The organism is Mobilicoccus pelagius NBRC 104925 (assembly GCF_000247995.1).
Lineage (GTDB): Bacteria > Actinomycetota > Actinomycetes > Actinomycetales > Dermatophilaceae > Mobilicoccus > Mobilicoccus pelagius.
The window spans coordinates 24,976-51,273 of the sequence record NZ_BAFE01000009.1; the positions used below are offsets into that span (position 1 = coordinate 24,976).

The 26,298-nt window shown below is 72.6% G+C and carries 24 protein-coding genes and 1 pseudogene; 12 read left to right on the forward strand and 13 right to left on the reverse strand.

Going from position 1 to position 26,298, the window contains the following annotated elements:
- Positions 1-39 precede the first annotated feature (39 nt).
- The 4 genes from MOPEL_RS02250 (at position 40) to MOPEL_RS02265 (ending at position 2,602) form a co-directional block, all read left to right on the forward strand.
- The gene (locus MOPEL_RS02250; protein ID WP_009481228.1) at positions 40-1,059 is read left to right on the forward strand and encodes a FecCD family ABC transporter permease; all 1,020 of its coding nucleotides are present in this window, start codon (positions 40-42) and stop codon (positions 1,057-1,059) included.
- Complete coding sequence (locus tag MOPEL_RS02255; protein WP_009481229.1) at positions 1,056-1,841, forward strand: ABC transporter ATP-binding protein; 786 nt, start codon at positions 1,056-1,058, stop codon at positions 1,839-1,841. Before MOPEL_RS02250 ends, MOPEL_RS02255 begins: the two co-directional genes overlap by 4 nt.
- A complete protein-coding gene (locus MOPEL_RS02260; protein ID WP_009481230.1) occupies positions 1,838-2,155 on the forward strand; it encodes a hypothetical protein in 318 nt (105 codons plus the stop codon). Before MOPEL_RS02255 ends, MOPEL_RS02260 begins: the two co-directional genes overlap by 4 nt.
- Before the next feature lie 165 nt (positions 2,156-2,320).
- Entirely contained in the window at positions 2,321-2,602 is a 282-nt protein-coding gene (locus MOPEL_RS02265; protein ID WP_040632408.1) for a DUF1540 domain-containing protein, read from the forward strand.
- A 150-nt stretch (positions 2,603-2,752) separates the two neighbouring features.
- On the opposite strand, the gene MOPEL_RS02270 is transcribed toward MOPEL_RS02265, so the two are convergent.
- From MOPEL_RS02270 to MOPEL_RS02280, 3 genes and pseudogenes are all read right to left on the reverse strand, one after another.
- Entirely contained in the window at positions 2,753-3,631 is an 879-nt protein-coding gene (locus MOPEL_RS02270; protein ID WP_009481232.1) for a hypothetical protein, read from the reverse strand.
- Between the two features lie 121 nt (positions 3,632-3,752).
- Positions 3,753-4,151 (reverse strand): annotated as a pseudogene (locus MOPEL_RS02275) (glycoside hydrolase family 32 C-terminal domain-containing protein); the annotation flags it as partial.
- A 34-nt stretch (positions 4,152-4,185) separates the two neighbouring features.
- The gene (locus MOPEL_RS02280) at positions 4,186-4,716 is read right to left on the reverse strand and encodes a CPBP family intramembrane glutamic endopeptidase (RefSeq protein WP_009481234.1); all 531 of its coding nucleotides are present in this window, start codon (positions 4,714-4,716) and stop codon (positions 4,186-4,188) included.
- 334 nt (positions 4,717-5,050) lie between these two features.
- Here MOPEL_RS02280 and rpsO point away from each other — a divergent pair, with 334 nt between their 5' ends.
- The 3 genes from rpsO to MOPEL_RS02295 all read left to right on the forward strand — a co-directional run bounded on the left by rpsO (position 5,051) and on the right by MOPEL_RS02295 (position 8,861).
- Entirely contained in the window at positions 5,051-5,320 is a 270-nt protein-coding gene (gene rpsO, locus MOPEL_RS02285; RefSeq protein WP_009481235.1) for a 30S ribosomal protein S15, read from the forward strand.
- Positions 5,321-5,586: 266 nt separating this feature from the next.
- Positions 5,587-8,160 (forward strand): polyribonucleotide nucleotidyltransferase, encoded by a 2,574-nt coding sequence (locus MOPEL_RS02290; protein WP_009481236.1) that lies wholly within the window; start codon positions 5,587-5,589, stop codon positions 8,158-8,160.
- Positions 8,161-8,282: 122 nt separating this feature from the next.
- Entirely contained in the window at positions 8,283-8,861 is a 579-nt protein-coding gene (locus MOPEL_RS02295; RefSeq protein ID WP_009481237.1) for a hemerythrin domain-containing protein, read from the forward strand.
- Positions 8,862-8,933: 72 nt separating this feature from the next.
- On the opposite strand, the gene MOPEL_RS02300 is transcribed toward MOPEL_RS02295, so the two are convergent.
- Positions 8,934-9,761: a cation diffusion facilitator family transporter gene (locus MOPEL_RS02300; RefSeq protein WP_009481238.1), complete on the reverse strand. Its 828-nt coding sequence runs from the start codon at positions 9,759-9,761 to the stop codon at positions 8,934-8,936.
- Between the two features lie 197 nt (positions 9,762-9,958).
- On the opposite strand from MOPEL_RS02300, the gene MOPEL_RS02305 reads away from it, so the two are divergent.
- Together MOPEL_RS02305 and MOPEL_RS02310 are read left to right on the forward strand one after the other, a co-directional pair.
- Positions 9,959-10,450, forward strand: a complete 492-nt coding sequence (locus MOPEL_RS02305; RefSeq protein WP_009481239.1) for a hypothetical protein — start codon at positions 9,959-9,961, stop codon at positions 10,448-10,450.
- 76 nt (positions 10,451-10,526) lie between these two features.
- Positions 10,527-11,657 carry an oxidoreductase gene (locus tag MOPEL_RS02310; protein WP_009481240.1) on the forward strand — a complete coding sequence of 377 codons (1,131 nt, stop codon included), beginning with the start codon at positions 10,527-10,529 and terminating at the stop codon, positions 11,655-11,657.
- Positions 11,658-11,788: 131 nt separating this feature from the next.
- On the opposite strand, the gene MOPEL_RS02315 is transcribed toward MOPEL_RS02310, so the two are convergent.
- Positions 11,789-13,300 (reverse strand): serine hydrolase domain-containing protein, encoded by a 1,512-nt coding sequence (locus MOPEL_RS02315; protein WP_009481241.1) that lies wholly within the window; start codon positions 13,298-13,300, stop codon positions 11,789-11,791.
- A gap of 49 nt (positions 13,301-13,349) precedes the next feature.
- Positions 13,350-13,916, reverse strand: coding sequence for a winged helix-turn-helix domain-containing protein (locus MOPEL_RS02320; protein WP_009481242.1), 567 nt, complete (start codon positions 13,914-13,916; stop codon positions 13,350-13,352).
- A 107-nt stretch (positions 13,917-14,023) separates the two neighbouring features.
- On the opposite strand from MOPEL_RS02320, the gene MOPEL_RS02325 reads away from it, so the two are divergent.
- A complete protein-coding gene (locus MOPEL_RS02325; RefSeq protein WP_009481243.1) occupies positions 14,024-15,448 on the forward strand; it encodes an amino acid permease in 1,425 nt (474 codons plus the stop codon).
- A 267-nt stretch (positions 15,449-15,715) separates the two neighbouring features.
- On the opposite strand, the gene MOPEL_RS02330 is transcribed toward MOPEL_RS02325, so the two are convergent.
- Positions 15,716-16,168 (reverse strand): hypothetical protein, encoded by a 453-nt coding sequence (locus MOPEL_RS02330; protein WP_051992182.1) that lies wholly within the window; start codon positions 16,166-16,168, stop codon positions 15,716-15,718.
- Between the two features lie 7 nt (positions 16,169-16,175).
- Here MOPEL_RS02330 and MOPEL_RS02335 point away from each other — a divergent pair, with 7 nt between their 5' ends.
- The gene (locus MOPEL_RS02335; protein ID WP_009481245.1) at positions 16,176-17,390 is read left to right on the forward strand and encodes an AAA family ATPase; all 1,215 of its coding nucleotides are present in this window, start codon (positions 16,176-16,178) and stop codon (positions 17,388-17,390) included.
- Between the two features lie 228 nt (positions 17,391-17,618).
- Here MOPEL_RS02335 and MOPEL_RS02340 read toward each other — a convergent pair whose 3' ends face one another.
- From MOPEL_RS02340 to MOPEL_RS02365, 6 genes are all read right to left on the reverse strand, one after another.
- Entirely contained in the window at positions 17,619-19,034 is a 1,416-nt protein-coding gene (locus MOPEL_RS02340; protein ID WP_009481246.1) for an MFS transporter, read from the reverse strand.
- 126 nt (positions 19,035-19,160) lie between these two features.
- On the reverse strand, positions 19,161-20,351 hold the full coding sequence (locus MOPEL_RS02345; RefSeq protein ID WP_009481247.1) for an ABC transporter ATP-binding protein: 1,191 nt from the start codon (positions 20,349-20,351) through the stop codon (positions 19,161-19,163).
- Positions 20,348-22,063, reverse strand: a complete 1,716-nt coding sequence (locus MOPEL_RS02350; RefSeq protein WP_009481248.1) for an ABC transporter permease — start codon at positions 22,061-22,063, stop codon at positions 20,348-20,350. Before MOPEL_RS02350 ends, MOPEL_RS02345 begins: the two co-directional genes overlap by 4 nt.
- A complete protein-coding gene (locus tag MOPEL_RS02355) occupies positions 22,060-23,055 on the reverse strand; it encodes an extracellular solute-binding protein (RefSeq protein WP_009481249.1) in 996 nt (331 codons plus the stop codon). The genes MOPEL_RS02350 and MOPEL_RS02355 overlap by 4 nt, the downstream gene beginning before the upstream one ends.
- Positions 23,056-23,144: 89 nt before the next feature.
- Positions 23,145-23,858, reverse strand: coding sequence for a response regulator transcription factor (locus MOPEL_RS02360; RefSeq protein WP_009481250.1), 714 nt, complete (start codon positions 23,856-23,858; stop codon positions 23,145-23,147).
- Positions 23,855-24,718 (reverse strand): sensor histidine kinase, encoded by an 864-nt coding sequence (locus MOPEL_RS02365; protein ID WP_009481251.1) that lies wholly within the window; start codon positions 24,716-24,718, stop codon positions 23,855-23,857. The genes MOPEL_RS02360 and MOPEL_RS02365 overlap by 4 nt, the downstream gene beginning before the upstream one ends.
- Positions 24,719-24,889: 171 nt before the next feature.
- Here MOPEL_RS02365 and MOPEL_RS02370 point away from each other — a divergent pair, with 171 nt between their 5' ends.
- On the forward strand, positions 24,890-25,960 hold the full coding sequence (locus MOPEL_RS02370) for a glycerophosphodiester phosphodiesterase (RefSeq protein WP_009481252.1): 1,071 nt from the start codon (positions 24,890-24,892) through the stop codon (positions 25,958-25,960).
- Positions 25,961-26,298 lie beyond the last annotated feature (338 nt).

Genomic DNA, 26,298 nt, shown 5'->3' on the forward strand with positions numbered 1-26,298 from the left:
CGGCGGCCGGCGTCGACACGGGCCCGGCGTCGGCGGGCGGTGGTCGCCGGAATCGCCCTGACCACAGCGCTGCTCGTCACCGGCGTGCTCGTCCTCGGCGTCGGCTCTGTGAGGATCCCCGCCGGGGACGTGCTCGACGTCGTCCTGCGCCGCATGTGGCCGGGCCACGCCGACGTCTCGCCCGTCACCGACCGGATCGTGTGGGAGCTGCGGTTGCCCCGGGTGCTCGCGGCGGCGGCCGTCGGGGCGGGGCTCGCTCTGTGCGGTGCGGCGTTGCAGTCGCTCACGGGCAACGACCTCGCCGACCCCTACCTGCTCGGCGTCTCGAGCGGGGCCGCCCTCGGTGCGGTCATGACGATCGTGCTCGGGTGGACGCCGCCGCCCGACGTGCCCGCGGGCCTCGCGACGAGCGTCGGCGCGTTCGCGGGAGCCCTCGGTGCGCTCGTGCTCGTGCTGGCCCTCGCCGCGGGACGTTCCGGAGACCTCCCGCCCGCCCGCACGATCCTCGCGGGCGTCGCCGTGGCGCAGCTCGCCGGGGCCGGGACCTCCCTCGTCGTCATGGTGTTCGGCGACCGGCAGGGTGCACGCGAGGTCCTCGCCTGGACCCTCGGCTCGTTCGCGGGGGTGCGCACGACGTCGGCGTGGGTCCTCGTCGCCGGGGCCGTCCTCGCGACGGTGCTGCTCACCGGATCGGCGCGCACCCTGGACGCGTTCGCGTTCGGGGAGACCTCGGCCCGCTCCCTCGGCGTCGACGTCGGGCGCGCGCGGTGGACGTTCTTCGTCGGATGCGCCCTCGTGACCGCGGGGACCGTCGCGGTCGTCGGTCCCATCGGGTTCGTCGGCCTCACGGTGCCGCACGTCGTGCGCCTGGTCGTCGGCCCCGCGCATGCGTTCCTCCTGCCGCTGTCGGCGCTCACCGGGGCGCTGCTCATGGTGTGGTCGGACACCGCGGCGCGGTCCCTTGCGAGCGGGCAGGAGATCCCCGTCGGGGTCGTCACGGCCCTCGTCGGCGCGCCCGTGCTCGTCGTGCTCCTGCGGCGCCAGGCGAGACAGGTATGAGGCTGCGCGTCCGTGATCTCGCCTGGTCCGCCGGGCGCGGGGCCCACGCCGTCCCGATCCTCCACGGCGTCGACCTCGACGTCGCCGGCGGCCTGCTCACCGGCATCGTCGGCCCGAACGGGTGCGGCAAAACCACTCTTCTCCACCTCGTCGCCGGTCTGCGCCGACCCACCCGGGGCACGGTCGAGGCCGACGGGGAGGATCTCCTCGCCCTCACCGCCCGGGAGCGGGCGCGGCGGGTGGCGCTCGTCGAACAGCACCCGCAGACGGGGCTCGACCTCACCGCCCGGCAGGTCGTCGAACTCGGACGCATCCCGCACCTGGGGCGATGGGGGAGGAGGCGCGAGCGCGGCGGGGACGTCGTCGAGGAGGTGATGGCGACCTCCGGGGTCGCCCACCTCGCCGATCGTGCGTGGGGGACGCTTTCGGGCGGGGAGCGGCAGCGGGTGCAGCTCGCGCGGGCCCTGGCCCAGCAACCTCGGTTGCTCCTCCTCGACGAGCCGACGAACCACCTCGACCTCGCCCACCAGATCGGGCTGCTCACCCGGGTCGCCGACCTGCCGGTGTCGACCGTGGCCGTCCTTCACGACCTCGACCTCGCCGCCGCGTTCTGCGACCACCTCGTCGTCGTGCACGCCGGTCGGGTCGTCGCCGCCGGGCCGACGGCCGAGGTGCTGCGGCCGGACCTCGTCGCGGAGGTCTTCGGCGTCGACGTCCGCGTCGAGGCGGCCTCGGGCGACCGGTTGCGGGTGCAGTGGCGTGGACTCACGGAAGTGCCGTGAGTGAGCTCCTCCTCGTCACCCTGTCCGTCGTGGCCCCGTCGGACCTGCCTGGTCTCACCTCCCGCGCCCACCGACTGGGCGGATCGCTCGCCGCGCTCCAGGGGCATGCGCTCCCGCCCCTCGTCGACGCGCTCGCGACCCTCACCGGCGGTGAGGCCCAGGCGGGGGAAGAGGTCCACGTCCGGCTCGTGCCCGTCGTCACCGACCCCGGCGGTGCGGGCGGGGCCTCGTGGGTGCGGCGGGTCGCGGCCCATCACCTCCGGTCCCTGCCGCAGGTGCGTCGCGAGCGGGCCCGCATCGACCCTTCACCGTGACTGGCGGGGCTCGCGCCGGCACCGCGGCGACGCTGGGGCCGAACGTACCGATGGTGACATCTGTGCAGGTCAGGGCAGCCTTGGCTTGCTTGTGGGCGGCGCAGGAGGGGGCCTAGGGTGAGCCCGTCAGATACGCGGGCGACCGATCGTCCGAAGGGATCCACCATGTCCACCACCACTTCCGTCTCCACCTGCGCCACGACCTCCTGCGCGTTCAACCACGACGGCTGTCACGCCCTCGCGGTCACCATCGGTGGCTCGCAGGGCACAGCGTCGTGCGGCACGTTCGTCACCGTCGACGTGCGCGGCGGCGTCGCGGGCGACGCCGGCAAGGTCGGCGCGTGCCAGCGTCTCGAGTGCGTCCACAACACCGACCTCATGTGTTCCGCCGACGCCATCACCGTCGGTGGCGACAACGCCCTCTGCGAGACCTACCAGGCCCGCTGACGACCCGCGCCCCCCGGGCGCATCGACCGCCGCGATCCGTTCGGCGTGCACGTGTGGCCCCCACCGGGCGGGTGGGGGCCACACGCATGCCCGGCCCCGGGTGTCAGATACGCGGCGAGGCGTGCCGAGGCCGAGATCAGGGGTGCGGCGTCAGAGCCGCCGCGTCGATCCCGCGTCGCGGTGGTGGGCCGGGTTCGCGGTCGGGCCACTGGTGGGCCCGGTGGAGGGGAAGCCCGCGAACACGATCGTCTCGGCGTCGTCGTCCACGTGCAGCAGAGTGATGCCCGAGGGGTCGGTGTCGAGGCAGTGCACGCCGCGCCCGGCCGTGAGGGCCACCCCGACGGGGCGACGCGCGAGCACCCGCCCGTCCGCGCGGCCCGCGCCGACGTCGCGGCACAGACGTACGAGCGCGGGTTGGTCGGCGGCGAGCACGGCCTCGGCAGCGTCGAGGGCCTCGGTCGTCGCCCGCGGCGAGAGCTCGGCGGCCACCGCGGCGACCTCGGCGAACGGCCAGGCGGCCGTCCCCTCGCTGTCGTGGAGTGCGACCCGCTCGACGCTCAGGATCCCCACCCGGTTGCGGTTCGACCACGCCGGTTCCCGCACAAACACCGGGAGTTCGGCGGTCGCGGCCAGGCGACGCTGCTCGGCGATCGACACCCACTCGACGCGGGCCAGCAGGTGCAGGCTCGACACGAGGATGCGCACCTCCGCCGACGCCGCCTCGCGGTGGACGTCGAGACGCACGTCGTGGACGTCGTCGGCCACGTCGTTCCGGAGGCCGCCACCGGCGCCGACACCGAGTTCACCGGCCGCGACGTCCGCGAGGGAGGTCTCCGTGCACACGACGACGAGGCGTCCGTCCGCGGTGAGGCCGTGGGAGAGCACGTCGAGCTCCGCCGTCGGGTCGTGACGGTAGGGCGTCAGCGTGGCCCGGCCACCGCCGCCGAGGAGTCGCGCCGCGGACCGTGCGCGTCGGGCATCGGCCGAGGTCGCGGAGGCGGGGTCGCTCGAGGCGTGCGGTGGGGTCATGCCTACTCCTGCGGTGGGGAACGTGACGACGCGCCGATCAGGTACGCCTTCGTAAAGTAAGGCTAACCTAATCGGCCCGTCGATGGGGGGCAAGAGTCGCTCCCGTCCGTGGGTCCCTCGCTCAGCCACCTTCGCGGTCGTCCTCCCAGATCGACCTCAGGCGGTGGACCCGCAACGCGGTGACGTGCGCCGTTCCCGCGACGGCCGTGAGGGCCGGGGTGCGGGTGCCGTCGTCGGGCAAACTCAACGAGGACACCGTCGCTGCGCCGTCGCCGAGGAACACCCCGACGGTGCCACGGTCGACGAACACCCGCAGGCGCAGTATGTCCCCCTCGAGCGGCGCCAACCGCACCCCGCCGTCTCCGGGCGTGGAGTTCGTCGTGCGGCGGTCGAGGACGGCGCGCTGTGCGAGGTCGTCGTAGGCGACGTATGTGCAGCGCCCCGACGCCGTTCCGAGCACCTCGAGGCCGATCTGTTCGGCGGTCGATCGGGCGAGGTCCACCTCGAGCTCGACCTCGTACGTCTGTGTGACCGGCCCCGCGCAGCGGCAACGTTCACAGGAGGGCGGGCGCGAGGTTGACGGCGGTGTGGACCAGGGCGCCGGGCCAGACCGAACCGTGGCCGTGGCGCAACCACCCGAGGGCCAAGCCGGCGCCGAACTGAATCGGTAAGAGCGGCCACAGCCGCATGTCGGCGAGGAGCAGCGCGACGTGGGGGAGGAGGAAGACACCGGCCTGGAGGAGGTTCCCCACCGTGAAGCCGAACCGCCGGATCAGGAGTCCGCCCAGGAGGCCGCGGAAGAACACCTCCTCGCCGCCCGCCCGCAGCGCCACGCCGATCGCGGCGAGCGGCGACAGCGCGACGGTCGTGACCCCGGGGGCCGCGCGCGCTTCGGCGGGGATGACGGACGTCGCCGCCCAGGCGAGCAGCCCGCAGGGCACGAGCAGGGCGAGCGCGAACAGATAGCCCCGTGACTCGCCTCGGCCCAGTCCGCACCGACGCCACGCCTCACTCCCGCGCCCGCGCCGGAGCGCGACCAGCACGTACACGGCACTCGGCAGGCATAGGAGGACGAATTCGGTCACGCCGCCACCATTCCAGACGGCGGGGCGGGAACGATCGGTCGCCCCGCACCGGGCATTCGGCCGGTAATGTCGTGTGGGCTCAGGGCTTATCAGGGTCGGCGCCCGTCAAGCAGGCGATCCGGTCGGGAAGAGTTCGGTGAGTCCGTGCGTCGTCGGTGTCCAGCCGCGGCACTGCGTGCCGGAGTGTCGAGTCCCTGTCCTGGTCTTCCGTGGCGATTAGGGAGGGGCGGAGCGCGCTGGTAGCGTGGCCTCTTGCCGTCGATCGGCCGCGGAGAGAGAGCGCCGGGTGGATTCGCCCCCGAGCACCGCGCAACGAGTGAGTGAGGAGTCGTCAGTGCCGCTGGATGCTGAGACCAAGAAGAAGATCATGGCCGAGTTCGGCACGGGTGAGAACGACACCGGCTCGCCCGAGGTGCAGATCGCGATGCTCACGCAGCGCATCAAGGACCTCACCGAGCACTCGCGCGCCCACAAGCACGACCACCACAGCCGCCGCGGCCTGCTGCTGCTCGTCGGTCGTCGGAAGCGCATGCTGCGCTACCTCGAGTCCGTCGACGTCGAGCGCTACCGCGCGCTGATCAAGCGCCTCGGTCTGCGCCGTTGACGCAAGGCTTCACGCCAGGGGCGGTCACCTCTTCCGGGTGACCGCCCCTGGCGTACATCCACCCCTGTCGACGCGTCGGTCGCGACGACACGCGCGAGATCGGGGAGGATGGGGCCGCACGCAGAATTCCGCCCCCGCCACCATCCGGTGGTGAGCGGCGGAGGTCACGCCACGACGCAACCGCGGGTGCGTGACGTCAGAACGAAGACAGCCCGGGCACAACGACGATGCTCCGAGCCGAAGAGATGAAGAACAGGAGGGCCCACATGGAGGGTCCAGAGATCACGTCCACCGAAGCGATCATCGACAACGGTCGATTCGGTACCCGCACGATCCGTTTCGAGACGGGCCGCCTCGCCAAGCAGGCGAACGGCGCGGTCGCCGCGTACCTCGACGACGACACGATGCTGCTGTCCACGACGACGGCCGGCAAGAACCCCAAGGATCAGTTCGACTTCTTCCCCCTCACGGTCGACGTCGAGGAGCGGATGTACGCCGCGGGCAAGATCCCCGGCAGCTTCTTCCGTCGTGAGGGTCGTCCCGGCACGGACGCCATCCTCACGTGCCGTCTCATCGACCGTCCCCTGCGCCCGACCTTCAAGAAGGGTCTGCGCAACGAGGTGCAGGTCGTCATCACCGTGATGGCGCTCAACCCCGACCACCAGTACGACGTCCTCGCGATCAACGCGGCGAGCGCGTCGACGCAGATCTCCGGCCTGCCGTTCTCCGGCCCGGTCGGCGGTGTGCGCATGTCGCTCATCGACGGTCAGTGGGTCGCGTTCCCCAACTTCGGCGACATCGAGCGGTCCGTCTTCGACATGGTCGTCGCCGGCCGCGTCGTCGGTGACGACGTCGCGATCATGATGGTCGAGGCCGAGTCCACCGAGCAGACGTGGGACCTCGTCAAGAACCAGGGCAAGACCGCGCCGACCGAAGAGGTCGTCGCCGAGGGTCTCGAGGCGGCCAAGCCGTTCATCGCAACCCTGTGCCGCGCCCAGGCCGAGCTCGCCGACAAGGCGGGCAAGGAGGTCCAGGAGTTCCCGATCTTCCTCGACTACGAGGACGATGTCTACGAGGCGGTCGAGCAGGCCACGAGCGACAAACTGCGCGAGCTGCTGTCCATCGCGGGCAAGCAGGAGCGCGAGGACGCGCTCGACGAGGCCAAGGACATCCTCAAGGAGAACCTGGCCGGCGAGGGCAAGCCGTTCGAGGGGCGAGAGAAGGAGATCTCCGCGGCCTACCGTGCGGTGCAGAAGAAGCTCGTCCGCGAGCGCATCCTCACCGAGAAGGTCCGCATCGACGGCCGTGGCCTCGCCGACATCCGCGCCCTCGGCGCCGAGGTCGAGGTCCTGCCGCGCGTGCACGGCTCCGCGATCTTCGAGCGTGGCGAGACCCAGATCATGGGTGTCACGACGCTCAACATGCTCCGCATGGAGCAGCAGCTCGACACCCTCTCCCCGGTGACGCGCAAGCGCTACATGCACAACTACAACTTCCCGCCGTACTCCACCGGTGAGACGGGCCGCGTCGGCAGCCCCAAGCGTCGCGAGATCGGCCACGGTGCGCTCGCCGAGCGTGCCCTCATGCCGGTGCTCCCCACCCGTGAGGAGTTCCCCTACGCCATCCGTCAGGTGTCCGAGGCCCTCGGCTCCAACGGTTCGACGTCGATGGGTTCGGTCTGCGCCTCCACCCTCTCGCTGCTCAACGCCGGTGTGCCGTTGCGCGCCCCGGTCGCGGGCATCGCGATGGGCCTCGTGTCCGCTGAGATCGACGGGACGACGCAGTACGCGGCGCTCACCGACATCCTCGGGGCCGAGGACGCGTTCGGCGACATGGACTTCAAGGTCGCCGGCACGAAGGAGTTCGTCACGGCGATCCAGCTCGACACGAAGCTCGACGGCATCCCCGCCTCGGTGCTCGCCGGCGCGCTGACCCAGGCCCGTGACGCGCGCCTGCACATCCTCGACGTCATGAACGAGGCCATCGACGCCCCCGACGAGATGAGCGCCTACGCGCCTCGCGTCATCAGCGTCCAGGTCCCGGTCGACAAGATCGGTGAGGTCATCGGCCCGAAGGGCAAGATGATCAACCAGATCCAGGAGGAGACCGGCGCGGACATCTCCATCGAGGACGACGGCACCGTCTACATCGGCGCCACCGACGGCCCGTCGGCGGAGGCGGCTCGCGCGCAGATCAACGCGATCGCCAACCCGACGATGCCCGAGGTCGGCGAGCGGTTCCTCGGCACCGTCGTCAAGACGACGACGTTCGGCGCGTTCGTCTCGCTGCTGCCCGGCAAGGACGGCCTGCTGCACATCTCCGAGGTGCGCAAGCTCGTCGGCGGCAAGCGGATCGACTCCGTCGACGACGTTCTCTCCATCGGCCATAAGATCCAGGTCGAGCTCAAGGAGATCGACCCGCGCGGCAAGCTCTCCCTGGGCGCCGTCCTCACCGACGAGCAGCAGGCTGCGGCCGACGCCGACGGTGCGCACGAGGGTCGCGGCCCGCGTCGTGAGCGTGGCGACCGTGACCACGACCGTGGTGAGCGTCGAGACCGTGGCGACCGCCGTGAGCGTGCGCCGCGTGAGGACCGCGAGCCCCGTGAACCCAAGGCCGACACCGAGGGCGAGGGCGGCCCGGAGGACCACGAGTCCGACGAGGAGCGCGGCGAGCGTCGTAGCCGCAACCGAAACCGCCGCCGTGGCTCGCGTGGCCGCGGCAGCAACGGTGGCGACAACCGCGAGAACGTCGAGCACGGCGAGGACACCCCTGCCGCCGACGCGATCGTCGAGTCTGCGTCCGCCGGTGAGGGCGTCTCCGCCACCTCCGACGAGGCCTGAGCCTCACCGTTCCTGCCACGACGGCGACGGCCCCGTCCACCTCCGGGTGGGCGGGGCCGTCGCCGTGCCGGGGCGTCCAGCGGTGGGGTGAGGGGACGGGGGAACGTCGCTAAGCTCGGGCAATGGCTCACAAGACGGAGTTCGTCATCCCCCGCCCCACGTCGGGCGACCTCATCGACGCCATCATCGACGACCACCGCGTGATGGAGGCGCTACTGCGCGACATCCGTGACTCGACCGCCGACCGCGACGGCGCCCGCCGTGCCTGCGCCGCACTGCTCGTCGCGCACAGCGAGGCCGAGGAGGAGAAGGTGTACCCGACGCTGCGTCGCAAGACCGACGAGGTGGGTGAGCACGAGGCCGACCACGGCGAGGAGGAGCACGCCGAGGGTCTCGTCGCGATGCTCGAACTCCTCGAGGCCAAGGGCACCGACACCCAGAAGTTCGACGACGCGGCCGAAAAGCTCAGCAACTACCTCTACCACCACTTCGTGGAGGAGGAGCTGACGATCCTCAACCCGGCCCGCACCGAGCTCTCCGACGCGCAGCGCGCCGACCTCGGCTCGGCGTTCCTCGCCGCCCGCAGCGAACTCCTCGACTCCGACTGCGGCGACGTCGAGAACGTCCGCCGTCTCGTCAAGGAGGCCGTCGCCGACGGCACGATCGAGTCCACCGACATCCCCGACGCCCCGGCCGACTGACGCGACACCCCACACGACGAACGGGCCGCACCCTCACGGGGGTGCGGCCCGTTCGTCGTGCCCGGGGGGGACTCAGCCGCGGTCGCGGGCCTCGTCGCTGCAGCACGTGGTCCCGTTGCTGCGGCACGCGTCGTCGGTGCTCGGGGTCGTCGTGTCGCCGCAGGCGTCGGTGCCGCAGGAGTCCGAGCCGGGAACGGCCGGGCCGCAGCCGCAGGACTCGCCCTCCCACGTCTCGCGGCCCTCGTGGACGGCGACGGCCGCGATGACGAGGGCGGCGACCGGGTCGGCCCACCACCAGCCGAACGCCATGTTGAGGAGGAGTCCGACGAGGAGCACGGCCGAGAGGTAGGTGCACAGGAGCGTCTGCGTTGAGTCGGCGACGACGCTCCCCGAGGAGAGCTCCCGCCCCGTGCGGCGTTGCGCCCACGAGAGGAACGGCATGACGATCAACGACAGCGCCGCGATGGCGACGCCCAGGGTCGAGGAGTCCGGGGCGTGGCGGTGCCACAACGCCTCGCCGGCCTCCCACGTCACGTACGCGGCGAGCAGGAAGAATGACACCCCGATGGCCTTGAGCGCCTGCTCCTCCCGTTCCTCCGGGATCGCGTGACGGAACTGCCAGAGGATGACGAGTCCGCTGAACATCTCGATCGTCGAGTCCAACCCGAACCCGACGAGGGCCGCCGACGACGCGGCCGCGCCGGCGGCGATCGAGACGACGGCCTCGACGACGTTGTACGCGACCGACGCCCCGGCGAGGAGCTGGGCGCGACGCCCGAGGAGGCGGCGACGGGCCGGATCGAGCGGGCGTGTGGGGGCGTCCGGGCAGGCGTCGCTGTCGCCGCCGCTGCCGCAGCCGTACCCCGCCGTGGAGCTGCAAGTGGTCTCGTCGTTCGTCACACGAGGATCGTAGGTGCCCGCCCCATGTCCCCCTCGCCGGCCGTCGGGCGCGCGTCGGCGGACCTTCTGCCCCAGGCGCCTCACCGCGGGCGTCCCGTTCCCCGCGCCACGGAGCGGGCTTGTACGACGGGCGAACTCGGGTCCACCACCTGGCGGCCGATGGGAGAGGGACGGGAGTACGACGGGAAGGGGACACGGTGGAACGGATGGTCGTGGCCGGGCCGCGCACGGCTGCAGGACTGCCCCGCCGATCAGACGTCCTCGGTGCGCATCTTCCCGGTGGTCGCACCCCGTGGTCGTTCGAGACGCTCCACGGCGGTCGACACGCCCCCGCGGCGTCCACGCCCGAGGCGACGACCCCGCCGCCCGCCGCGATCCCGCCACCCGCCCCCTGGCGACTTCGTCCGGGTCTCGGTGTCACCGAGACCGGTTGTCTCCTCGTCGGTCTCGCCCTCGCTCTCGCGGTGACGCCGGGAGCGGGGGAGACCGAGCAGGGACTCGTGCGCCGTCGCCGCCTCACGCCGGTGGATGACGTCGTCGTGATCCCCGAGCTCGTCACCGCCGCGCGGCCCCTCACCGAACTGCCGCTCGCGCTCGTCGTCACCTCCCGCACCGACGAACGCGCGCTCCTCGCCGAACTCTCGGCGACGACGCGGTGGCACGTCACGGTCGCGTCGTTCACCTCCTGAGGTCCAGGTCGGTCGGGAGCCCCTGCGTCGAGCACCGCCCGGGGGCGGGCCGCGCCGCGCCTCGTAGGCTGCCCACATGACTCACGCGACTCTCGGCGCCCCGGCCACCTCCGCGCACGAACAGCGGCCACTGCGAGTGGGACTCGCCTCGTTCGGGATGGTCTCGCGGGTGTTCCACGCCCCGCTCGTCCGTGCCGCCGACGGGTTCGAGCTCGCGGCGATCGTCTCCTCCGACGCGGGTAAGGTCCGCGCCGCCCACCCCGACGTGCGTCACCTGCCCGACGTCGACGCCCTCCTGGGCGATCCCGACATCGACGTCGTCGTCGTCACCACCCCGAACGACACCCACGTCCCCCTCACCCTCGCGGCGGTCGAGGCGGGCAAGCACGTCGTCGTCGAGAAGCCCGTCGGCCTTGACCACGCCGAAGCGCTGCGTCTCGCAGACGCCGCGAATGACGCGGCGGAGCGAGGTCTCGTCGTCACGGCGTTCCACAACCGACGCTGGGACGGCGACTTCCTCAGCGTGCAGGACGCCCTCGCCGACGGACGCCCCGGCCGCCCGGTGACGCTGCACTCCCACTTCGACCGGTTCCGCCCCGAACCCCGCGACCGCTGGCGTGAGAACGGCGGTCCCGGCAGCGGCCTGTGGCTCGACCTCGGGCCGCACCTCGTCGACCAGGCCCGGGTGCTCTTCGGTGCCCCGGAGTGGGTGCAGGCCGACATCGCGACGATCCGCGACGGCGCCCGCGCGAACGACTACGCCGACGTCACGCTCGCGTTCCCCGGTGGGGTGCGGGCGATCCTCCACGCGACGACCCTCGCCGCCGCGACCCCGCCGCGCCTCGTCCTCCACGGCACGGGTGGGTCGCTCGTCGTCGAGGGCCTCGACCCGCAGGAGGCCCAGCTCGGTTCGGGCATCGTCCCCACCGACCGTGGCTACGGACTCGCGGAGGGTGCACAGTCCGCGGTGCTCCTCACCGACGGCACGACCCCGACGACGATCCCGCGCCGGGCGGGGGAGTACCCGCAGTTCTACGCCCGCCTCCACGCTGCGATCACCCGCGGCGAGGCCCCGCCCGTGTCGATGCGTGACGCCGCCGAGGTCATGCGCATCATCGAGGCCGCGATCCGCAGCGCCGAGACCGGCGCCCGCGTGCCGCTTCGCCGAACGTCACGACCCGATGAGCCGGGGCGGTCCCGGGAGTGAAACGACAGAAACGACGGTCCCGATGGGGTACACCTTCCCGCGCAGGCTCGTGACCTGCGATGTTCTGGTTCCACGCCGGGGCCGGTGGCATCGAGTCCGACGTTCCGGCGGTGTGCCCTTCGGGCGCGGCCTCAGAGGAGGAGTAGCGCCAGAGCGAGCACCGCGAACGAGACCACGGTGTCGAGCACTGCGGTGACGCGATGCCCCACCGGCAGGGTTGGTGCCTCGCGCATCCGGAGCAGGGCGAACACCGCTCCCACGAACCCACACGCGAGGATCGCGCCGAGCAGCCACACGGGCAGGAGGTGCCACGGGCCCAGAACCCGAGCGATGATCGCGCCGGTACCGGCGTCGGCGATCCCCGCGACGAGGTTCACCCGGCTGCGTCCCCGCCAGGCACGCCACCACGTGCCCGCGACGAAGAAGGCGGCGAGGAGGACCGGCACCCAGGACTGCCACCCGAACGGTGACGCCGCCGGCCTCGCCGTCGCGCGGTCGATGAGCACCGGGCCGACGTCGTCGGGGCCCGTCGCGGAGTTGCCGAGGACGACCGCGGCCCTCTTCTCCGCCCGATCGACGACGAGCACCGAGCCAGAGCCGCCCGTCCCGCCGTTGTGCCAGAGGTACGTGCCGCCCTCACCGGGGACCGCGAACCACGAGAGGCCGATCGTGCGGCTCTTGCCGGCGTCCACCCGCGGCTTGACCGCGGCCATGCCGGGGGCCGTACCGTCGATCACGGCCTGTGCGAATCGGGCCAGGTCGGCCGCCGTCGTGCGGGTCGACGAACCGGCGGGATCGTTGCCCGATGACGCCCATGCGCTCACGCGCCGCCCGTTCGCGCGGTGCGGCAGTGCCAGCCCCGGTTCCTCGGCGTCGTCACCGTCGACGATGCGCGTGGAATCCATGCCGAGCGGTCTGAAGATCCGCTCGGTCGCGAGCTCGGACCAGGTCGCCGTGCCCGCCGCCCGCGCCTCGGCGTGCCCGAGGAGGGCCATGCCGAGGTTGGAGTACGCGAACGTGCCCTGCTCCGTGAGCGTCTCTCCCTTCGCCGCGGCGACGACGTCCTCCACGCTCTGGCCGCGGTAGGGGTCGTCGCCCCGCACGACGGCGAGGGACGAGCCGAGCCCCATCGAGGACGGCAGTCGCGGCAAGCCGGAGGTGTGCGTCGCGAGCTGCTGCGGCGTCACGGTGCCCGCCGGGGTGCCCGCGAGCTCCGGCAGGTAGGTCGACAGCGGCGCGTCGAGCCTCATCTCGCCGCGCTTCACCGCGTCGGCGAGCAACATGCCCGTCCACGTCTTCGTCACCGACCCGAGTTCGTAGACGGTGTCGGGGGCCGGTGCAGCCGAATCGGTCTCGTCGAGGTCGCCGAGACCGGCGAACGTCGTGCGTCCGTTCTCGATGCGCGCGACCGAGAGGGTCTGCAACCCGCGGCCCTCGCCGACGGCGTCGCGGACCTCGCGGGCGAGGGTGGCGTCACCGCTCGTCGTGTCGGCGAGACGGGCGCGCGGGCCGAGCGCGAGGCCGAGGAGGGCGCCGACCATGAACGTCACGGCGAGCACGGCCGAGAGGATCGTGAGGGCTCGTCCGCGGGGTCGAGTCGAGGTCGGTGGGGCGGAGTCGGTCGGCAGCGGGTGCGCGGGCATGGCGGGGCCTTTCGGTCTCGGCCGAGCGGGGACGGGAGGTCGGGGTGGATCACGCCGTGAGCGTGGCGCTCACGACGACGAGGAGGGGAACGATGCGGTGCGGGGGGACCGAGTAACGGCCGCGACCGGCCGAGGCGAGCCAGCCGGCGGCGACGAGTGCGCGGAGGTGGTGGTGCAGTTGGCCCGTCGTGCCGAGGCCGTCGCTCTCGGCGAGCGCCGCGGTCGTCGTCGTTCCGGTGAGGACGTGCTGCAGGATCGCCAGACGCACCGGATGACCGAGCGCAGCGAGGGCGGTGGCACCGCGCGTCCAGTCGTCGGCGAGGAGGTCGTCGGTGAGTCGGCCCCACTGCCACCGGGCCTCGCCCGCCGGAAGGCGGAGATGGCCGCTGAACCCGACGGCGCCCTCGGGGTGACGATCGCGGAGGCCCTGGAGCATCCAGAACCGGTCGTCATCGCCCTCACGTTCGGGCGGGCCGTCGCCGTCCGAGACGTCGGGGGTGTTCGCGGGCGTGTCGCCCGGGGACGCCTCTCGGGGGCCTCGGTCGGAGGCGACGGCACTCCGGAGCTGCTCGACGGCGGCCTCGAGGGCGGCGACGCGATCCTCCGTGTCGGTCATGCGTTCAAAGTACGGAAGAACGTAGAAAGAAACAAGGGGCTGCGGACGAGTAGTGGCGTGCGTTCACGGGCGTACCCTTCGCACCGACAGCCGACCCGGAGGACGCCATGCCCGCTGACCCCCTGCCCCCCGCCGTACCGACCACCGGGTCCGGCGATCTCAGACGTGGTCTCAGCCTGCGCCACATCAGCTTCATCGCCCTCGGCTCCGCGATCGGCACGGGCCTCTTCTACGGGTCCGCCGCCGCGATCTCGACCGCAGGCCCGGCCGTCATCGTGAGCTACCTGGTCGCCGGAGCCGCGGTGTTCATGGTCATGCGAGCCCTCGGCGAGATGGCCGTGCGCCACCCCGTGTCGGGGTCGTTCGGCGACTACGCCTCGCAGTACCTCGGCCCGTTCGCCGGGTTCCTCACCGGCTGGACCTTCGCGTTCGAGATGATCGTCGTCGCCGTCGCCGACGTCACCGCGTTCGGCACGTACATGCAGTTCTGGTTCCCGAACTCGCCGAAGTGGACGTGGGTCGTCGCCGTCATCCTCCTCATCGGCGCCGTGAACACCCGCAAGGTCGCCGTCTTCGGCGAGACGGAATTTTGGCTCACGATCATCAAGGTGGGCGCGATCATCGCGATGATCGCCGGTGGAATCGCCCTGCTCGTCATGGGGACGTCTTTCTCGGGCAGCGCCCAGCCGGGACTCCACAACCTCACCTCGCACGGCGGGTTCGCCCCCCACGGCCTCGCGGGGTTCGTCGCGTCGTTCGCGATCGTCGTGTTCGCCTTCGGCGGCGTCGAGACGGTCGGCATCACGGCGGGCGAGGCCGACGATCCGGCCCGCGCGATCCCGCGCGCCGTCAACTCGGTGCCGGTGCGCATCCTGCTCTTCTACGTGCTCACGATGGTCGTCATCATGTCGCTCGTGCCGTGGAACGAGATCACGGAGGACGCGAGCCCGTTCGTCCAGATCTTCAGCACCCTCGGCGTGCCGTACGCGCCGTCGATCCTCAACGTCGTCGTCATCACGGCCGCACTGTCGGCGATCAACTCGGACACGTTCGGTGCCGGTCGCATGCTCTACGGCCTCGCCCGGCAGGGGCAGGCGCCGCAGGCGTTCGCGTCGGTGTCGCGGAACGGGGTGCCGTGGCTCACGGTCGTCGTCATGTGCGTCGCGCTCGGCATCGGCGCCGTTCTCAACGCCCTCGTCGAGAACGTGTTCCTCCTCGTCGCGTCGGTCGCGACGTTCGCCACGGTGTTCGTGTGGCTCATGATCCTGCTCGCCCACCTCGGCATGCGGCGTCGCATCGCGCGGGAGGGGCTGCCCGAGTCGCAGTTCCGCGTGCCGATGTGGCCGATCGCGTCGTGGCTCGCCGTCGCGTTCATGGTGTTCGTCATCGGGGTGCTCGCGTGGTTCCCCGACACCCGGGGCGCGATGATCGTCGGCGTCGTCTGGGTGCTCTTCCTCGGCGTCGCCTACGCCGTCGCCCACCGCCGTCGCGGCATCGGCGCCGTGAGCGGGGAGCCCACCCCCGCGGCCTGATCGGATCCATCGACCGCCGTCACGTTCCCCTCCCGGACGAGGGCGCGCGTGCGACCGGGCCCGTTCTGCGATCACCGATGCACCTCACCGCTTCGCCCGACGCGCCGACCTGCGGCGTTGCTCGCGGCCGGGGGCGACGAGGGCATCGGTGATCGTCGTTCGGGCCCGGCGTGTGCGGGTGGCGGACGCTGTGGCACTCGCGACGACCGCCCGGAGGAGGCCGCAGGCGGGCGGTCCGGGGGGCGAGTCCCGGGGTCCCGGTTCGGGTCAGAGCTCGGCGCGGACGCGGGTGAGGACGGCAGCCGTCTCCGCACCGGCACGGCACACGGACATCGGCACCTGGCCGAACTCGCGGCGGGGGAGGGGGTGGCGGCAGAGGGCCGCCGTCGCCTCCTCGTCCCAGTCGACGACGACCGTGCGTGGGTCACCGTCCTCGATCGCGGCCACGGTGCCGACGGCGACGAGTTCGGACCGCTTCGACAGGTACGCCCAGATCGTGTCGCCTGGCCGCATGGCCCGGTAGCCGGTGCGGAGGCACCAGCGGTCGATCGGTTGGGTGCGGCCGATCGCCTCCCACGCCGCCGTCGCGTCGGCGCGCGTACGCCAGTCGGCAGGCAGGTGCTCGGGGTGCGACGCCGGGTCGATGGGCAGGAGCCAGTGCGTCGTCGCCGCCTCGTGGGGGGTCGGCTCCGAAGGGGTGTCGGAGGTCGGCGTCACCATCTCGTCCATGTACAGCGTCCTCGCCGTCGCCGGGTATCGATCTCTTCGGGACGTCGTCGTGCCGCTCGGGCGGCTCACCGTCGTCACCGGCGCAAACGGTAGCGGCAAGTCCAACCTCTACCGCGCGCTGCGGCTGCTGGCCGACTGCGGGCAGGGCCGGGTGGTCGCGTCCCTCGCCCGTGAGGGCGGGCTGGCGTCCGCGTTGTGGGCCGGGCCCGCGACGCTCGGTGGGGCCCGCCGCACGGGCCGGGTCGAGGGGACGCGACGCTCCGAGCCGGTCTCGCTCCGTCTCGGGATCGCGGGGGAGGAGAACGGGTACCTCGTCGACCTCGGGCTGCCCGCGCAGGCACCGGGCGCGGGTTCGTTCTTCCTCCGCGATCCCGAGATCAAGCGGGAGGCCGTCTTCGCGGGACCGGTGATGCGCCCGGCGACGCTTCTCTTGCGGCGACGTCGGCTCTCGGTCGAGTTCCGCAGTGACGACGGCTGGACGCCCGGCGAGGTCGACCTCCCCCCGCATCGCAGCATGCTCGCCGAGTACGCCGATCCCGCCGCCACTCCCGATCTGTGGGCGATGCGCGCCCACCTCCGCGCCTGGCGCTTCTACGACGGGTTCCGGGCCGATGCCACCGCACCCGCCCGCACACCGCGGGTGGGGACGCGTACGCCCGTCCTCGCCGACGACGGCGCCGACCTCGCCGCCGCGCTCGCGACGATCCTCGAGGACGGGCGTGCCCCCGTCGCCGAGTTCGTCGCCGACGCGTTCGACGGTGCGACGCCCGAGATCGTCGTCACGGACGGGCTGTTCGACGTCGCCCTGCGCCAGCCGGGAATGCTCCGCCCGCTGCGGTCGGCCGAGCTCTCCGACGGCACCCTGCGTTACCTCCTCTGGCTCACGGCGCTCCTCACCCCCGAGCCGCCGCCGCTCATGGTGCTCAACGAGCCGGAGACGAGCCTCCACCCGAGCCTGCTCGGGCCCCTCGCCCGGCTCGTCGCCGAGGCGGCCCGGCACACGCAGGTCGTCCTCGTCACCCACTCCCGGGCGCTCCTCGACGCGCTCGCGACGGAGTACCCCGGACTGCTCGACGGCGAGGGCGGCGACGACGTGACACCCGGCCTCGTCACGGCACACCGGTTCGTCGAACTCACCAAGGACCTCGGGGAGACCCGCGTCGCAGGGCAGGGCCTTCTCACGACGCCTGCATGGGAGTGGGGTCGCCGCTGAGAAACCGAGCCGCACCCGCTCCGCCACCGCAACGCTGCCCCCGCCCCGCAGTCGTCACCGCTGCCCCGCGGTCGTGAGCGCCCATGTCGCCGGTGTGTTGCCCGCGTCCGCGCCGTCGCCGCATCCCCGGTCCCGCACCTCCGCCGACACAGGGGCGTCGCCGACGCCGACGGCCCCGCCGTGTGCAGGACACGACGGGGCCGTCGAAGGGGCGCGCGGTGGTGACGCTCAGCGCCGGGCGTCGGCCCGGCGACGGTGCTCCTCCATGAGGCGCCTCTCCTCCGGGCCGACCATCGCGAGCAGCACGATCGCGACGATCGTGAAGGCGGTGAGCAGGCCGAACGTGAGGTTCCAGCCGTAGTGCTGGGCGACGAACCCCACACCGGACGAGGCCATCGTCGCGCCGAGGACGTAGCCGAACAGGCCGGTGAACCCGGCGGCGGTGCCGGCGACGTGCTTGGCCGACATGTCGAGGGCCTGGAGGCCGATGAGCATGACCGGTCCGTAGATGAACGCGCCGATGAAGAACAGGTACACCATGAGCAGCCAGTACGGCGTGCCGACGGGGGCGAGCCAGTAGAGCACGACGAAGAGGGCGACGCCCGCCATGAACGTCACACCGGTGCGGGAGCGGTTGCCGCGGAAGACCTTGTCCGAGACCCAGCCGCAGGCGAGCGTGCCGAAGATCCCGGCGAGTTCGAACAGGGAGAAGCCCGCGATGCCCTCGGTGACGGACGCGTGGTGCACCTCGGAGAGGTAGGTCGGCGCCCACGTGAGCACGCCGTATCGGAGGGTGTAGACGAAGACGTTCGCGAAGGCGAGGAGCACCATCGCCCGGTTCGTGAGGATGTGGGTGCGGACGAGTTCCCACGTGCTCATCGTCTCGAGCTCGCTCGCGTCGGCGTCGACCTTGGCCGGGTCGTCGCGGTACTCCTCGATGGGCGGGAGACCGACGGACTCGGGGGTGTCGCGGATGAGCCACAGGGCGAGGGCGGCGACGCCGAGAGCGATGACGGCGGGGAACCAGAAGGCGGACTGCCACTGCCCACCCGTCATGGAGAGCCCTACGGCGGCCGCGGCACCGACGGCCATGCCGCCGACGTTGTGGGCCGTGTTCCAGATCGACGTCTTCCAGCCGCGCTCGTTGGTGGAGAACCAGTGGACGAGGACGCGACCGCACGGCGGCCAGCCCATGCCCTGGAACCAGCCGTTGACGAACATGACGATCGCGAACATCGCGAGGCTGCCGGAGACGGCGGGCACGAACGCGACGACGAGGTTGGCGACGGCCGAGAGGGCGAGGCCGATGGGGAGGAAGTACCGGGCGTTGGACCGGTCGGACATCATCGCCATGAAGAACTTGCCGAGCCCGTAGGCGACCAGCGCGGAGTTCGCGATGAGGCCGATGCCTGCCTTGTCGATGTGCCCCTCGTCGAGGAGGATCTTCGCAATCAGGGGGATGTTGTTGCGGATGAGGTAAAAGCCCGCATAGCCGATGAAGATGCCCATGAAGACCTGGAAGCGCAGGCGCGGGTAGCGCGCCTCGACCTGGTCCTGGGGCAGGCGCGGTGCGGGGCGCGGAGCGGAGAGCCAGCTCCGCGATCGGGTGTCGCTGTGCCCGGAGGCGGGCGCCGTGGTGCTCATGTGTCACTTCCGAGGGACGTCGGTGCAGGTCGCGGCGGGCCGGGTCGGCTCCGCCGCCGCCCCCCACGGTGGCGCCTCGAGCGGTCGTCGGGCAGGGGGCGTCGGTGACGGGCGGTGACAACCGCGTTACCGTTCCGCCCCGCCTCCGAGTTCCCGGCGTATCCCTTCCTCGGGGGGCAGGAGCCACGTCCCGTCGGCCGCGAGGTCGAGGCGGACGTGGTCGTCGATCCGCAGGGGGGAGGTGACGGACCCCGTGGCGAGGGCGACGCCTGCGTCGGTCTCGAGGACGTACTCCCACCGTTCGCCGAGGTAGCGCGCGTCCTGCACGAGGGCGACGGGTCCGCGGACGTCGCGGCGTACACGGGTGGGGGACAGTCGGGTGAGGCGGACGGCGTGGGGGCGGACGAGGAGGGTGCCGTGTCGTGGACGGGCCGCCCCTGTGGGAAGGGTGCCGGGGGACTCGGAGAGGCCGGTGACGATGTCGCGACGGGCGACGGGGTGGGCCGGGACGACGTGGTCGGTGCCCCAGAGCCGGATGTGTGCATGGTTCGGCGGGTCGTCCGGGAGGAGCGGGAGCACGTCGACGCCGAGGAGCCCTGCCGGCCCGGTGAAGTCCGCGACGAAGGCGTCGGTGGGGTGGGTATAGATCTCCTCGGGCGTGCCGACCTGATGGACCCGACCGGCACGGAGCACGACGACGAGGTCGGCCGTGGAGAGGGCCTCACCGAGGTCGTGGGTGACGTGGACGACCGTGCCGCCGAGGCGGCGCCGGGTGCGGACGACGAGGTCGAGGAGTCGGCGTCGCAGCCCGGCCTCGAGTCCGGCGAGGGGCTCGTCGAGGAGGAGGACCGAGGGGCGCAGCACCCAGGCGCGGGCGAGCGCGACCCGGCGCGCCTGCCCGCCGGAGAGCCGGTGCGGCAGGTGGTCGGCGACGGCCGTGAGTCCGAACTGGAGGATCGCGACGTCGACGCGCTCGCGGCGTTCCCGTTCGGCGACCCCGTGGAGGAGCAGTCCGTACTCGACGTTCTCCGCGACGGTGCGTTCGGCGAAGAGCGCCTCGCCCTGGAAGACCATCGCCGTCGGTCGTCGGCCGGGTGGGAGGTGGGTGACGTCGGCGCCGTCGACGATCAGCGAGCCTGCATCCGGGGTGTCGAGACCCGCCAGCGTCCGCAGGAGCGTCGTCTTGCCCGACCCCGAGGGGCCGACGACGGCGACGAGGGCGTCACCGGGGAGGTCGAGGTCGATCTCGGTGAGGGCGGGCGAGGCCGTGTCCGGGTGCCGCACCTGGAGGCCCGTGACGCGCACGTGCCCGGTCATCGGCCCCACCACCTGGATTGCAGACCGGCGACGCCGGGAGCGTCCTCGCCCGCGGCCGGGCCCTCGGTCCGTCGCCCGCCCGACGAGACCATGACAACGACGGCGACGAGCAGACCGAGCACGGTCGCCATGGCGCAGGCCTCGGAGACCCGGCCGTTCTCGGCAGCGGTGACGAGGTCGACGGGGAGGAGAGGCGTGCGGGTGGTCGAGAGGAGTGCGACCGGCGAGAGCGCGGTGGCCGAGCGGGCGAAGGTCGTCCCCAACTCGGCACCGAGGACGGGGCGCAGCGCGGGCAGGACGAGGTCACGGCGCACGTCGGCGGCGTCGGCGCCGAGCGTGAGGGCCGCCTGCGCGGGAGCGCGGGGGAGGCGACGCGATGCGTCGGCCACCGTCGCCGCCGTCGCCGGGAACGACGCCGTCGTGAGGACGGCGACGAGCAGCAGCCACGTCTGTGCCTCACCGACGGCGACGCCGGGCGGTGCCGCGTGCACGAGCGGCCCGGCGGTGGAGGTGAGGACGACCCAGGCGACGAGGCCGTACACCAGCGGAGGCACGGCCTGCATCGCAGCGGTGACGCCGGCGGCGAGAGGCGCGCGGCCGGTCGCGATGCGGCCGCCGACGAGGACGCCGAGGGGGAGCGCGAGCGCGGTGGCGAGGAGGGCGGCGAGCACGGTGTCGGCGAGAGCGACCCGGAACGGCCCGGTGGTCACCGCGCGAAGGGCGTCGAACGTGGGGCCGCCGGGGTCGAGGGCGCCCACGGCGCCGAGGAGGACGACGATCCCGGCGGACGCCACCGCCGCGGCGACGGTCCCTTGGACGGCGACGACGGCGAGAGCTCCTGGCCCGCGGGCGACCGTGCGGCGCCATGGCGTCCCCGCGGCCACCGGATGCGACCTTCCGCCGATGTGCCGGACGACGAGCGCGACGAGGATGCATGCGAGGGTGAGCGAGACGCCGTGCGTGACGGCCTCGGTGAGGTCGTTCTCCGCGGTGGCGGCTTCGAAGAGCCGCGTCGCGACGACGACGTAGCCGCCGCCCAGCACGAGGGGGTCGGCGAGGTCGGCGATCGTGTGCGCGACGACGAGGAGCGCCGCGACGGCGAGAGGGGGGCGGAGTGCCTCGAGCTCCCGGCAGGCGAGGACACCCCGTCCCGCGCCGAGATCCGCGGCGGCCTCGAAGACGCGGGGATCCTGGCGCGAGATGCCGTGGAGGAGGACGAGATAGGCGTAGGGGAAGGCCGAGAGGGCGGCGGCGACGACGAGACCCGGCGCGCCGTAGGCGAGCGGGGCGAGCCCGAGGTGGCGGGTGAGGAGGCCGTTGCGCCCCGCCAGTGCGAGGAGGGCGAGCGCGATCGTCGGGGGAGGGAGGAGTAGTGGCGCGAGGCACAAGGCATGGGCGAGGCCACGCCCTCGGTAGGTGTGGTGGACGCGCGCGTGTGCTGCGGCCCACGCGCCGAGCGTGGTGACGACGGCGGTCGTGGCCGCGACGACCGTGGTGTTCCGCAGGACGACACCACCCGGCGACGGTGTGAAGGACGCCGCGTCCCCGGCACCGGCCGCACCGGCGGAGAGCGCGAGCCCCGCCCCCAGCAGGAGGAGGACGGCACCCGCGACGTGGAGCGATGGGCGTGGGGTCCCGGTGCGAGGCCTGCCGAGTCGTCGGCGCGGTCGGCGCGGTCGGTCGAGGGTGGCACGCCGGGCGGTGGGAGTCACGGTCGCACCTGTTCCGCGAAACGGGCGACGACCGATTCCGTGGCCGCGGCGTCGGTCGTCGAGGTGACGAGGAGAGGGACGCCGTCGGGCAGCAGCAGACGCGGATCGACGGGGATGTCGCTGCGGGTCGGGAGTTGGGGCACGTTCTCGGTGCGACCGACGTCCTGCCCCGCCCGGGAGGCCGCGAAATCGACGTAGGCCGCGGCCCACTCCGGGTGACGCGCGGTGCGGATCCGGGCGACGGCCCCCACCTCCGCGCCCGTCCCTTCGCGCGGGTAGGTGACGACGAGCCGCCGACCCGCGTTCACCTGTCGAACGCAGTGCTGCGTGAACGTCACGGCGACGGCGGCCTCGCCCCGCGCCACCACTCCGGCCGGTGCCATGCCGGAACGGGTGTACTGGAGCACCGCCCGGTCGAGACGCCGCAACCACCTGACCGCCGCATCCGCGTCAACCATTCGGCGGACCTGGACGCCCACGACGGTCGTGCCGGTCCCGGAGGTGCCCGGGTTCGGCATCGACACGCGGCCGTGCAGGCGGGGGTCGAGGAGGTCCTCCCACGACTGCGGGGGCGCGAGACCGAGGGAGGCGAGGGCCTCGGGATCCGAGCAGAAACCGAGGTTGCCGTGGTAGACCCCTGTCCACGCACCGTCCGAGGCGCGGTCCGCAGCAGGAATCGCGGCGGCGTCGCGGACGTCGTGGGGGGCGAGCAGGCCCCGCTGCGCGGCGAGCACGTAGAGCTCGGCGGGCCCGCCGTGCCACACGTCGACGTCCACGGCCTCACCTCGGTCGAGGCGCGCGAGGGCCTCCCGGGAGGAGAGTCGTACGGTCGAGACGGGGATGCCCGTCCGGCGGGTGAACTCCTCGGCCCACCCACGGCACAGGTCCTCGACGGAGGAGCACACGACCGAGAGGGACTCTTCGCGGTGGACGCCCGCCACGGTCGTCCCGCTCCAGCCGAGGAGTCCCGCGCACAGGCAGGCGGCGAGCACACCCCGGGGGTGCAGGCGCCGTCGAGTACCGCGGGTGCCCCTCCCTCGAGCGCGTCCCCGTCGCCGTCGCCGGATGCCTCCCTCCTGGCTCACGGACGTTCCTCGTCGAGCCGTGGCATGAGGTAGCCGGTGCCGCGGACGGTGACGATGAGTCTCTCCCCACCCGAACCGAGGTGTTGCCGGAGGCGGTACACCGTCGTCTTGATCATGTCGCGCCCGCCCGCCGTCTCCGCGGTGAACCAGACCTCGTTGAGGAGGTCACGCCACGTGACGACGGAACCCGCATGCCGGGCCAGCACGGTGAGGAGGCGTTGCTCGACGTCGCTGAGGCGCAGCGCCCGCCCCTCCCACGTCGCGGTGCGTGCCGGGACGTCGACGACGAGAGGACCGTTGCGGAGCGCCTCGGTCTGCGCCCGGGAACGGGTCCGACGGAGAAGGGCCTGGGCGCGAAGCGCGAGTTCCCGCGGCGAGAACGGTTTCGTGACGTAGTCGTCGGCACCGGCGAGGAACCCGTCCACGCGGTCGTTCTCGGTGCCCTTGGCCGTGAGCATGAGGACCGGCACATCCGAGACGCTCCGGATGCGTCGGCAGAGGTCCTCGCCACTCGCTCCCGGGAGCATGCGGTCGAGCACGACGAGGTCGACGTGTCGGGACGTGAGGACGTGCCAGGCCGCCTCTGCGCTCCCTGCCGTGACGCAGTCGAAACCCTGTGTCTGCAAAGCGAACTCGACGATCGCGACCATCTGGCGTTCGTCGTCGACGACGAGCGCAACCGGTGTCGGTTCTCCGGGCATCTCGGTCATCGACGCGTCTCCTCGCGGACCTCGGCGTCGTTCCCGCCGCGGGCGTCGGGGCGCCTGCAGGGGAGGGTGACGAAGACGGTCGTGCCGTGTCCGCTCACCGTGTCGACGAGGACCCGGCCGTGGTGCTCCTCGAGGATCGACTCGGTGATCATCATCCCGAGCCCGGTTCCCGAGCGTGGGCTCGCTCCCACGGCGAACGGTTCGAACATCGAGGCACGTTCCTCCTCGGTCATCCCCGCGCCGTCGTCGTGGACGGCGACGACGGCCTGCCCCTCGTGGTCCCCGACCTCGACGTGGACGGTCGCGCCGGGGCCGGCGTGGCGTACGGCGTTCGTGACGACGTTGACGAGCGCCTGCCGCAGCAGGCCGGGGTCCCCGTCGACGAGGACGGGGCGTCCGGCGCCCGCGAGGCGGATCGGGGTGTCGTGGATGCGGCGCAGCTGCTGGACGGTGTCCTGGGCCGTCTGTCGCAGGTCGACCCGGCTCAGGTCCAGGCGGAAGAGACGGTCGGAGAGGCGCGCCTCGGTGAGCATGTTCTCCGCCATCCCGATGGCCTGATCGGCGTTCGACGTGATCGTCGTGACGAACTCGCGTTGCATGTCCGTGAGCGGGCCCGGCGTCTCCTCGGCGAGCAGTTCCGCCGCGCCCTTGACGAGGGCGAGAGGGGTGCGCACCTCGTGGGAGAACACACTCGGACGTTCGAGGCGCGCGGCGAGCAGCTCTCGCGCCTCCTGCGCCTCGCGGTGCGCGAGGGCGACCAGCGCGCGCTCACGACGCCACGCCAGGGCGCATCCGACCGCGACGAGCAGGGCCGCGGCCGTCACCACCACCGCGGCGGTGAGCAGCGCGGACGAGGTCATGGCGCCAGTGTCTCAGAGGTCCCGCAGGGGATGCCGGGGCCGGTGACGGGGCCGGTGACGGGGTCGTTACCTGCTGTCACCGGCGACACCGACGGGGCGGCGCGGACACCGTCGAGACTGACGCCCGCGGCGCCGCACCCGGCGGCGCCCCGCCGACGAAAGGTCGTCACCATGCGCGTGTCCCGCTCCCTCCTGTGGTGTGCCGCACCCCTCGCCCTCGCAGTGTCCGGCTGCTCCGGCGCCCCGTCCACCCCCGGTGACGCCCCCACGGACCCGGCCGCAGGTTCCCCCTCCGCGACGTCCTCCGCCGCGGAGTTCGATCTCCAGGCCCATCGAGGCGGCCGCGGTGAGACGACCGAGGAGTCCCTGGCCGGGTTCGAGAAGAGCATCCGCCTCGGTGTGACGACCCTCGAACTCGACGTGGTCCTCACCAAGGACGGCGTGCCCGCCGTCTGGCACGACCCGACCGTCCTCGAGACGAAGTGCTCCGACACCGGGCCCGCGACCCCGGGAGACCGGCAGTACCCCTACGTCGGCAAGCTCGTCCACGACCTCACGTGGGCGCAGCTGCGCACGCTCGACTGCAGCAAGACGCTCAAGGAGTTCCCCGACGCCCAGAGCGTGCCGGGCAACAAGATTGCCCGCCTCCGCGACGTCTTCGCCCTCACCGACCGGCTGGGCTCGAAGGCCCGATACAACATCGAGACGAAGATCGAGGCCGCCGAACCCGAGAAGTCCGCGACGCCGGAGGACTTCGTCGACGTGATCCTCGCCGAGGTCGACGCGGCACACGTCGCCGACCGGGTCTCCATCCAGTCCTTCGACTGGCGCTCCCTGCCGCTCGTCAAGAAGAAGAACCCCGCGATCCCCACCGCCCTGCTCTGGGACGAGACGACCTGGCTCGCCGATTCGCCGTGGACGGCCGGGGTGAGCGTCGAGTCGGTGAAGGGCGACATCGTCGCCGCCGCGAAGAAGGTCGACGCCGACGTCCTCTCACCCGGGTACTCCCTGCCCTACGGGCGGCGCCCCGGCGACGCCGACTTCCGCCTCGTCGCCGACAAGGCCTTCGTGGACCGCGCCCACGCCGCCGGGCTCACGGTGGTCCCCTGGACGGTCAACGACCCCGAGGCGATGAAGGCCCAGATCGACGCCGGCGTCGACGGGATCATCACCGACTATCCCGGCCGACTCCGCACGGTGATGGAGGAGCGCGGCATGACCGTTCCCCCGCCCGGCCGCTGAGGGCCCGGGCCCCCGGCCTGCTGCCTCCGTTCCTCGACGGTCGACGACGCCCGTCCCCGGCAGTCCGGCTCGGGCCACCGATGAGGTGCCACGATCCACGACGGGCACGACGCGCACGACGCGCACGACGGGCACGACAGGCGCGACGGTCACGGCGGACCACCACGACGACCCCGCCCCGCCGGGCCCGACGAGGGCCTCGGCGGGGTCGTCCTGGCGGTGGCCGCCCACTCGTAGACTGGCACCTCCCGATCCCGGGACGACCGTCTCCGGCCGAGACCGCGGCCGAACCCCTGGCGCTCGGCACGAGCCGCCGCCGGGATCGGACGAACCGCGAG

Bases quoted from the DNA above. Each gene is read 5' to 3' on its own strand.
- MOPEL_RS02255 (WP_009481229.1), top strand. From the start codon at position 1,056: ATGAGGCTGCGCGTCCGTGATCTCGCCTGGTCCGCCGGGCGCGGGGCC.
- MOPEL_RS02265 (WP_040632408.1), top strand. From the start codon at position 2,321: ATGTCCACCACCACTTCCGTCTCCACCTGCGCCACGACCTCCTGCGCG.
- MOPEL_RS02270 (WP_009481232.1), bottom strand. From the start codon at position 3,631: ATGACCCCACCGCACGCCTCGAGCGACCCCGCCTCCGCGACCTCGGCC.
- MOPEL_RS02290 (WP_009481236.1), top strand. From the start codon at position 5,587: ATGGAGGGTCCAGAGATCACGTCCACCGAAGCGATCATCGACAACGGT.
- MOPEL_RS02295 (WP_009481237.1), top strand. From the start codon at position 8,283: ATGGCTCACAAGACGGAGTTCGTCATCCCCCGCCCCACGTCGGGCGAC.
- MOPEL_RS02310 (WP_009481240.1), top strand. From the start codon at position 10,527: ATGACTCACGCGACTCTCGGCGCCCCGGCCACCTCCGCGCACGAACAG.
- MOPEL_RS02315 (WP_009481241.1), bottom strand. From the start codon at position 13,300: ATGCCCGCGCACCCGCTGCCGACCGACTCCGCCCCACCGACCTCGACT.
- MOPEL_RS02320 (WP_009481242.1), bottom strand. From the start codon at position 13,916: ATGACCGACACGGAGGATCGCGTCGCCGCCCTCGAGGCCGCCGTCGAG.
- MOPEL_RS02325 (WP_009481243.1), top strand. From the start codon at position 14,024: ATGCCCGCTGACCCCCTGCCCCCCGCCGTACCGACCACCGGGTCCGGC.
- MOPEL_RS02330 (WP_051992182.1), bottom strand. From the start codon at position 16,168: ATGGTGACGCCGACCTCCGACACCCCTTCGGAGCCGACCCCCCACGAG.
- MOPEL_RS02335 (WP_009481245.1), top strand. From the start codon at position 16,176: ATGTACAGCGTCCTCGCCGTCGCCGGGTATCGATCTCTTCGGGACGTC.
- MOPEL_RS02340 (WP_009481246.1), bottom strand. From the start codon at position 19,034: ATGAGCACCACGGCGCCCGCCTCCGGGCACAGCGACACCCGATCGCGG.
- MOPEL_RS02345 (WP_009481247.1), bottom strand. From the start codon at position 20,351: ATGACCGGGCACGTGCGCGTCACGGGCCTCCAGGTGCGGCACCCGGAC.
- MOPEL_RS02360 (WP_009481250.1), bottom strand. From the start codon at position 23,858: ATGACCGAGATGCCCGGAGAACCGACACCGGTTGCGCTCGTCGTCGAC.
- MOPEL_RS02365 (WP_009481251.1), bottom strand. From the start codon at position 24,718: ATGACCTCGTCCGCGCTGCTCACCGCCGCGGTGGTGGTGACGGCCGCG.
- MOPEL_RS02370 (WP_009481252.1), top strand. From the start codon at position 24,890: ATGCGCGTGTCCCGCTCCCTCCTGTGGTGTGCCGCACCCCTCGCCCTC.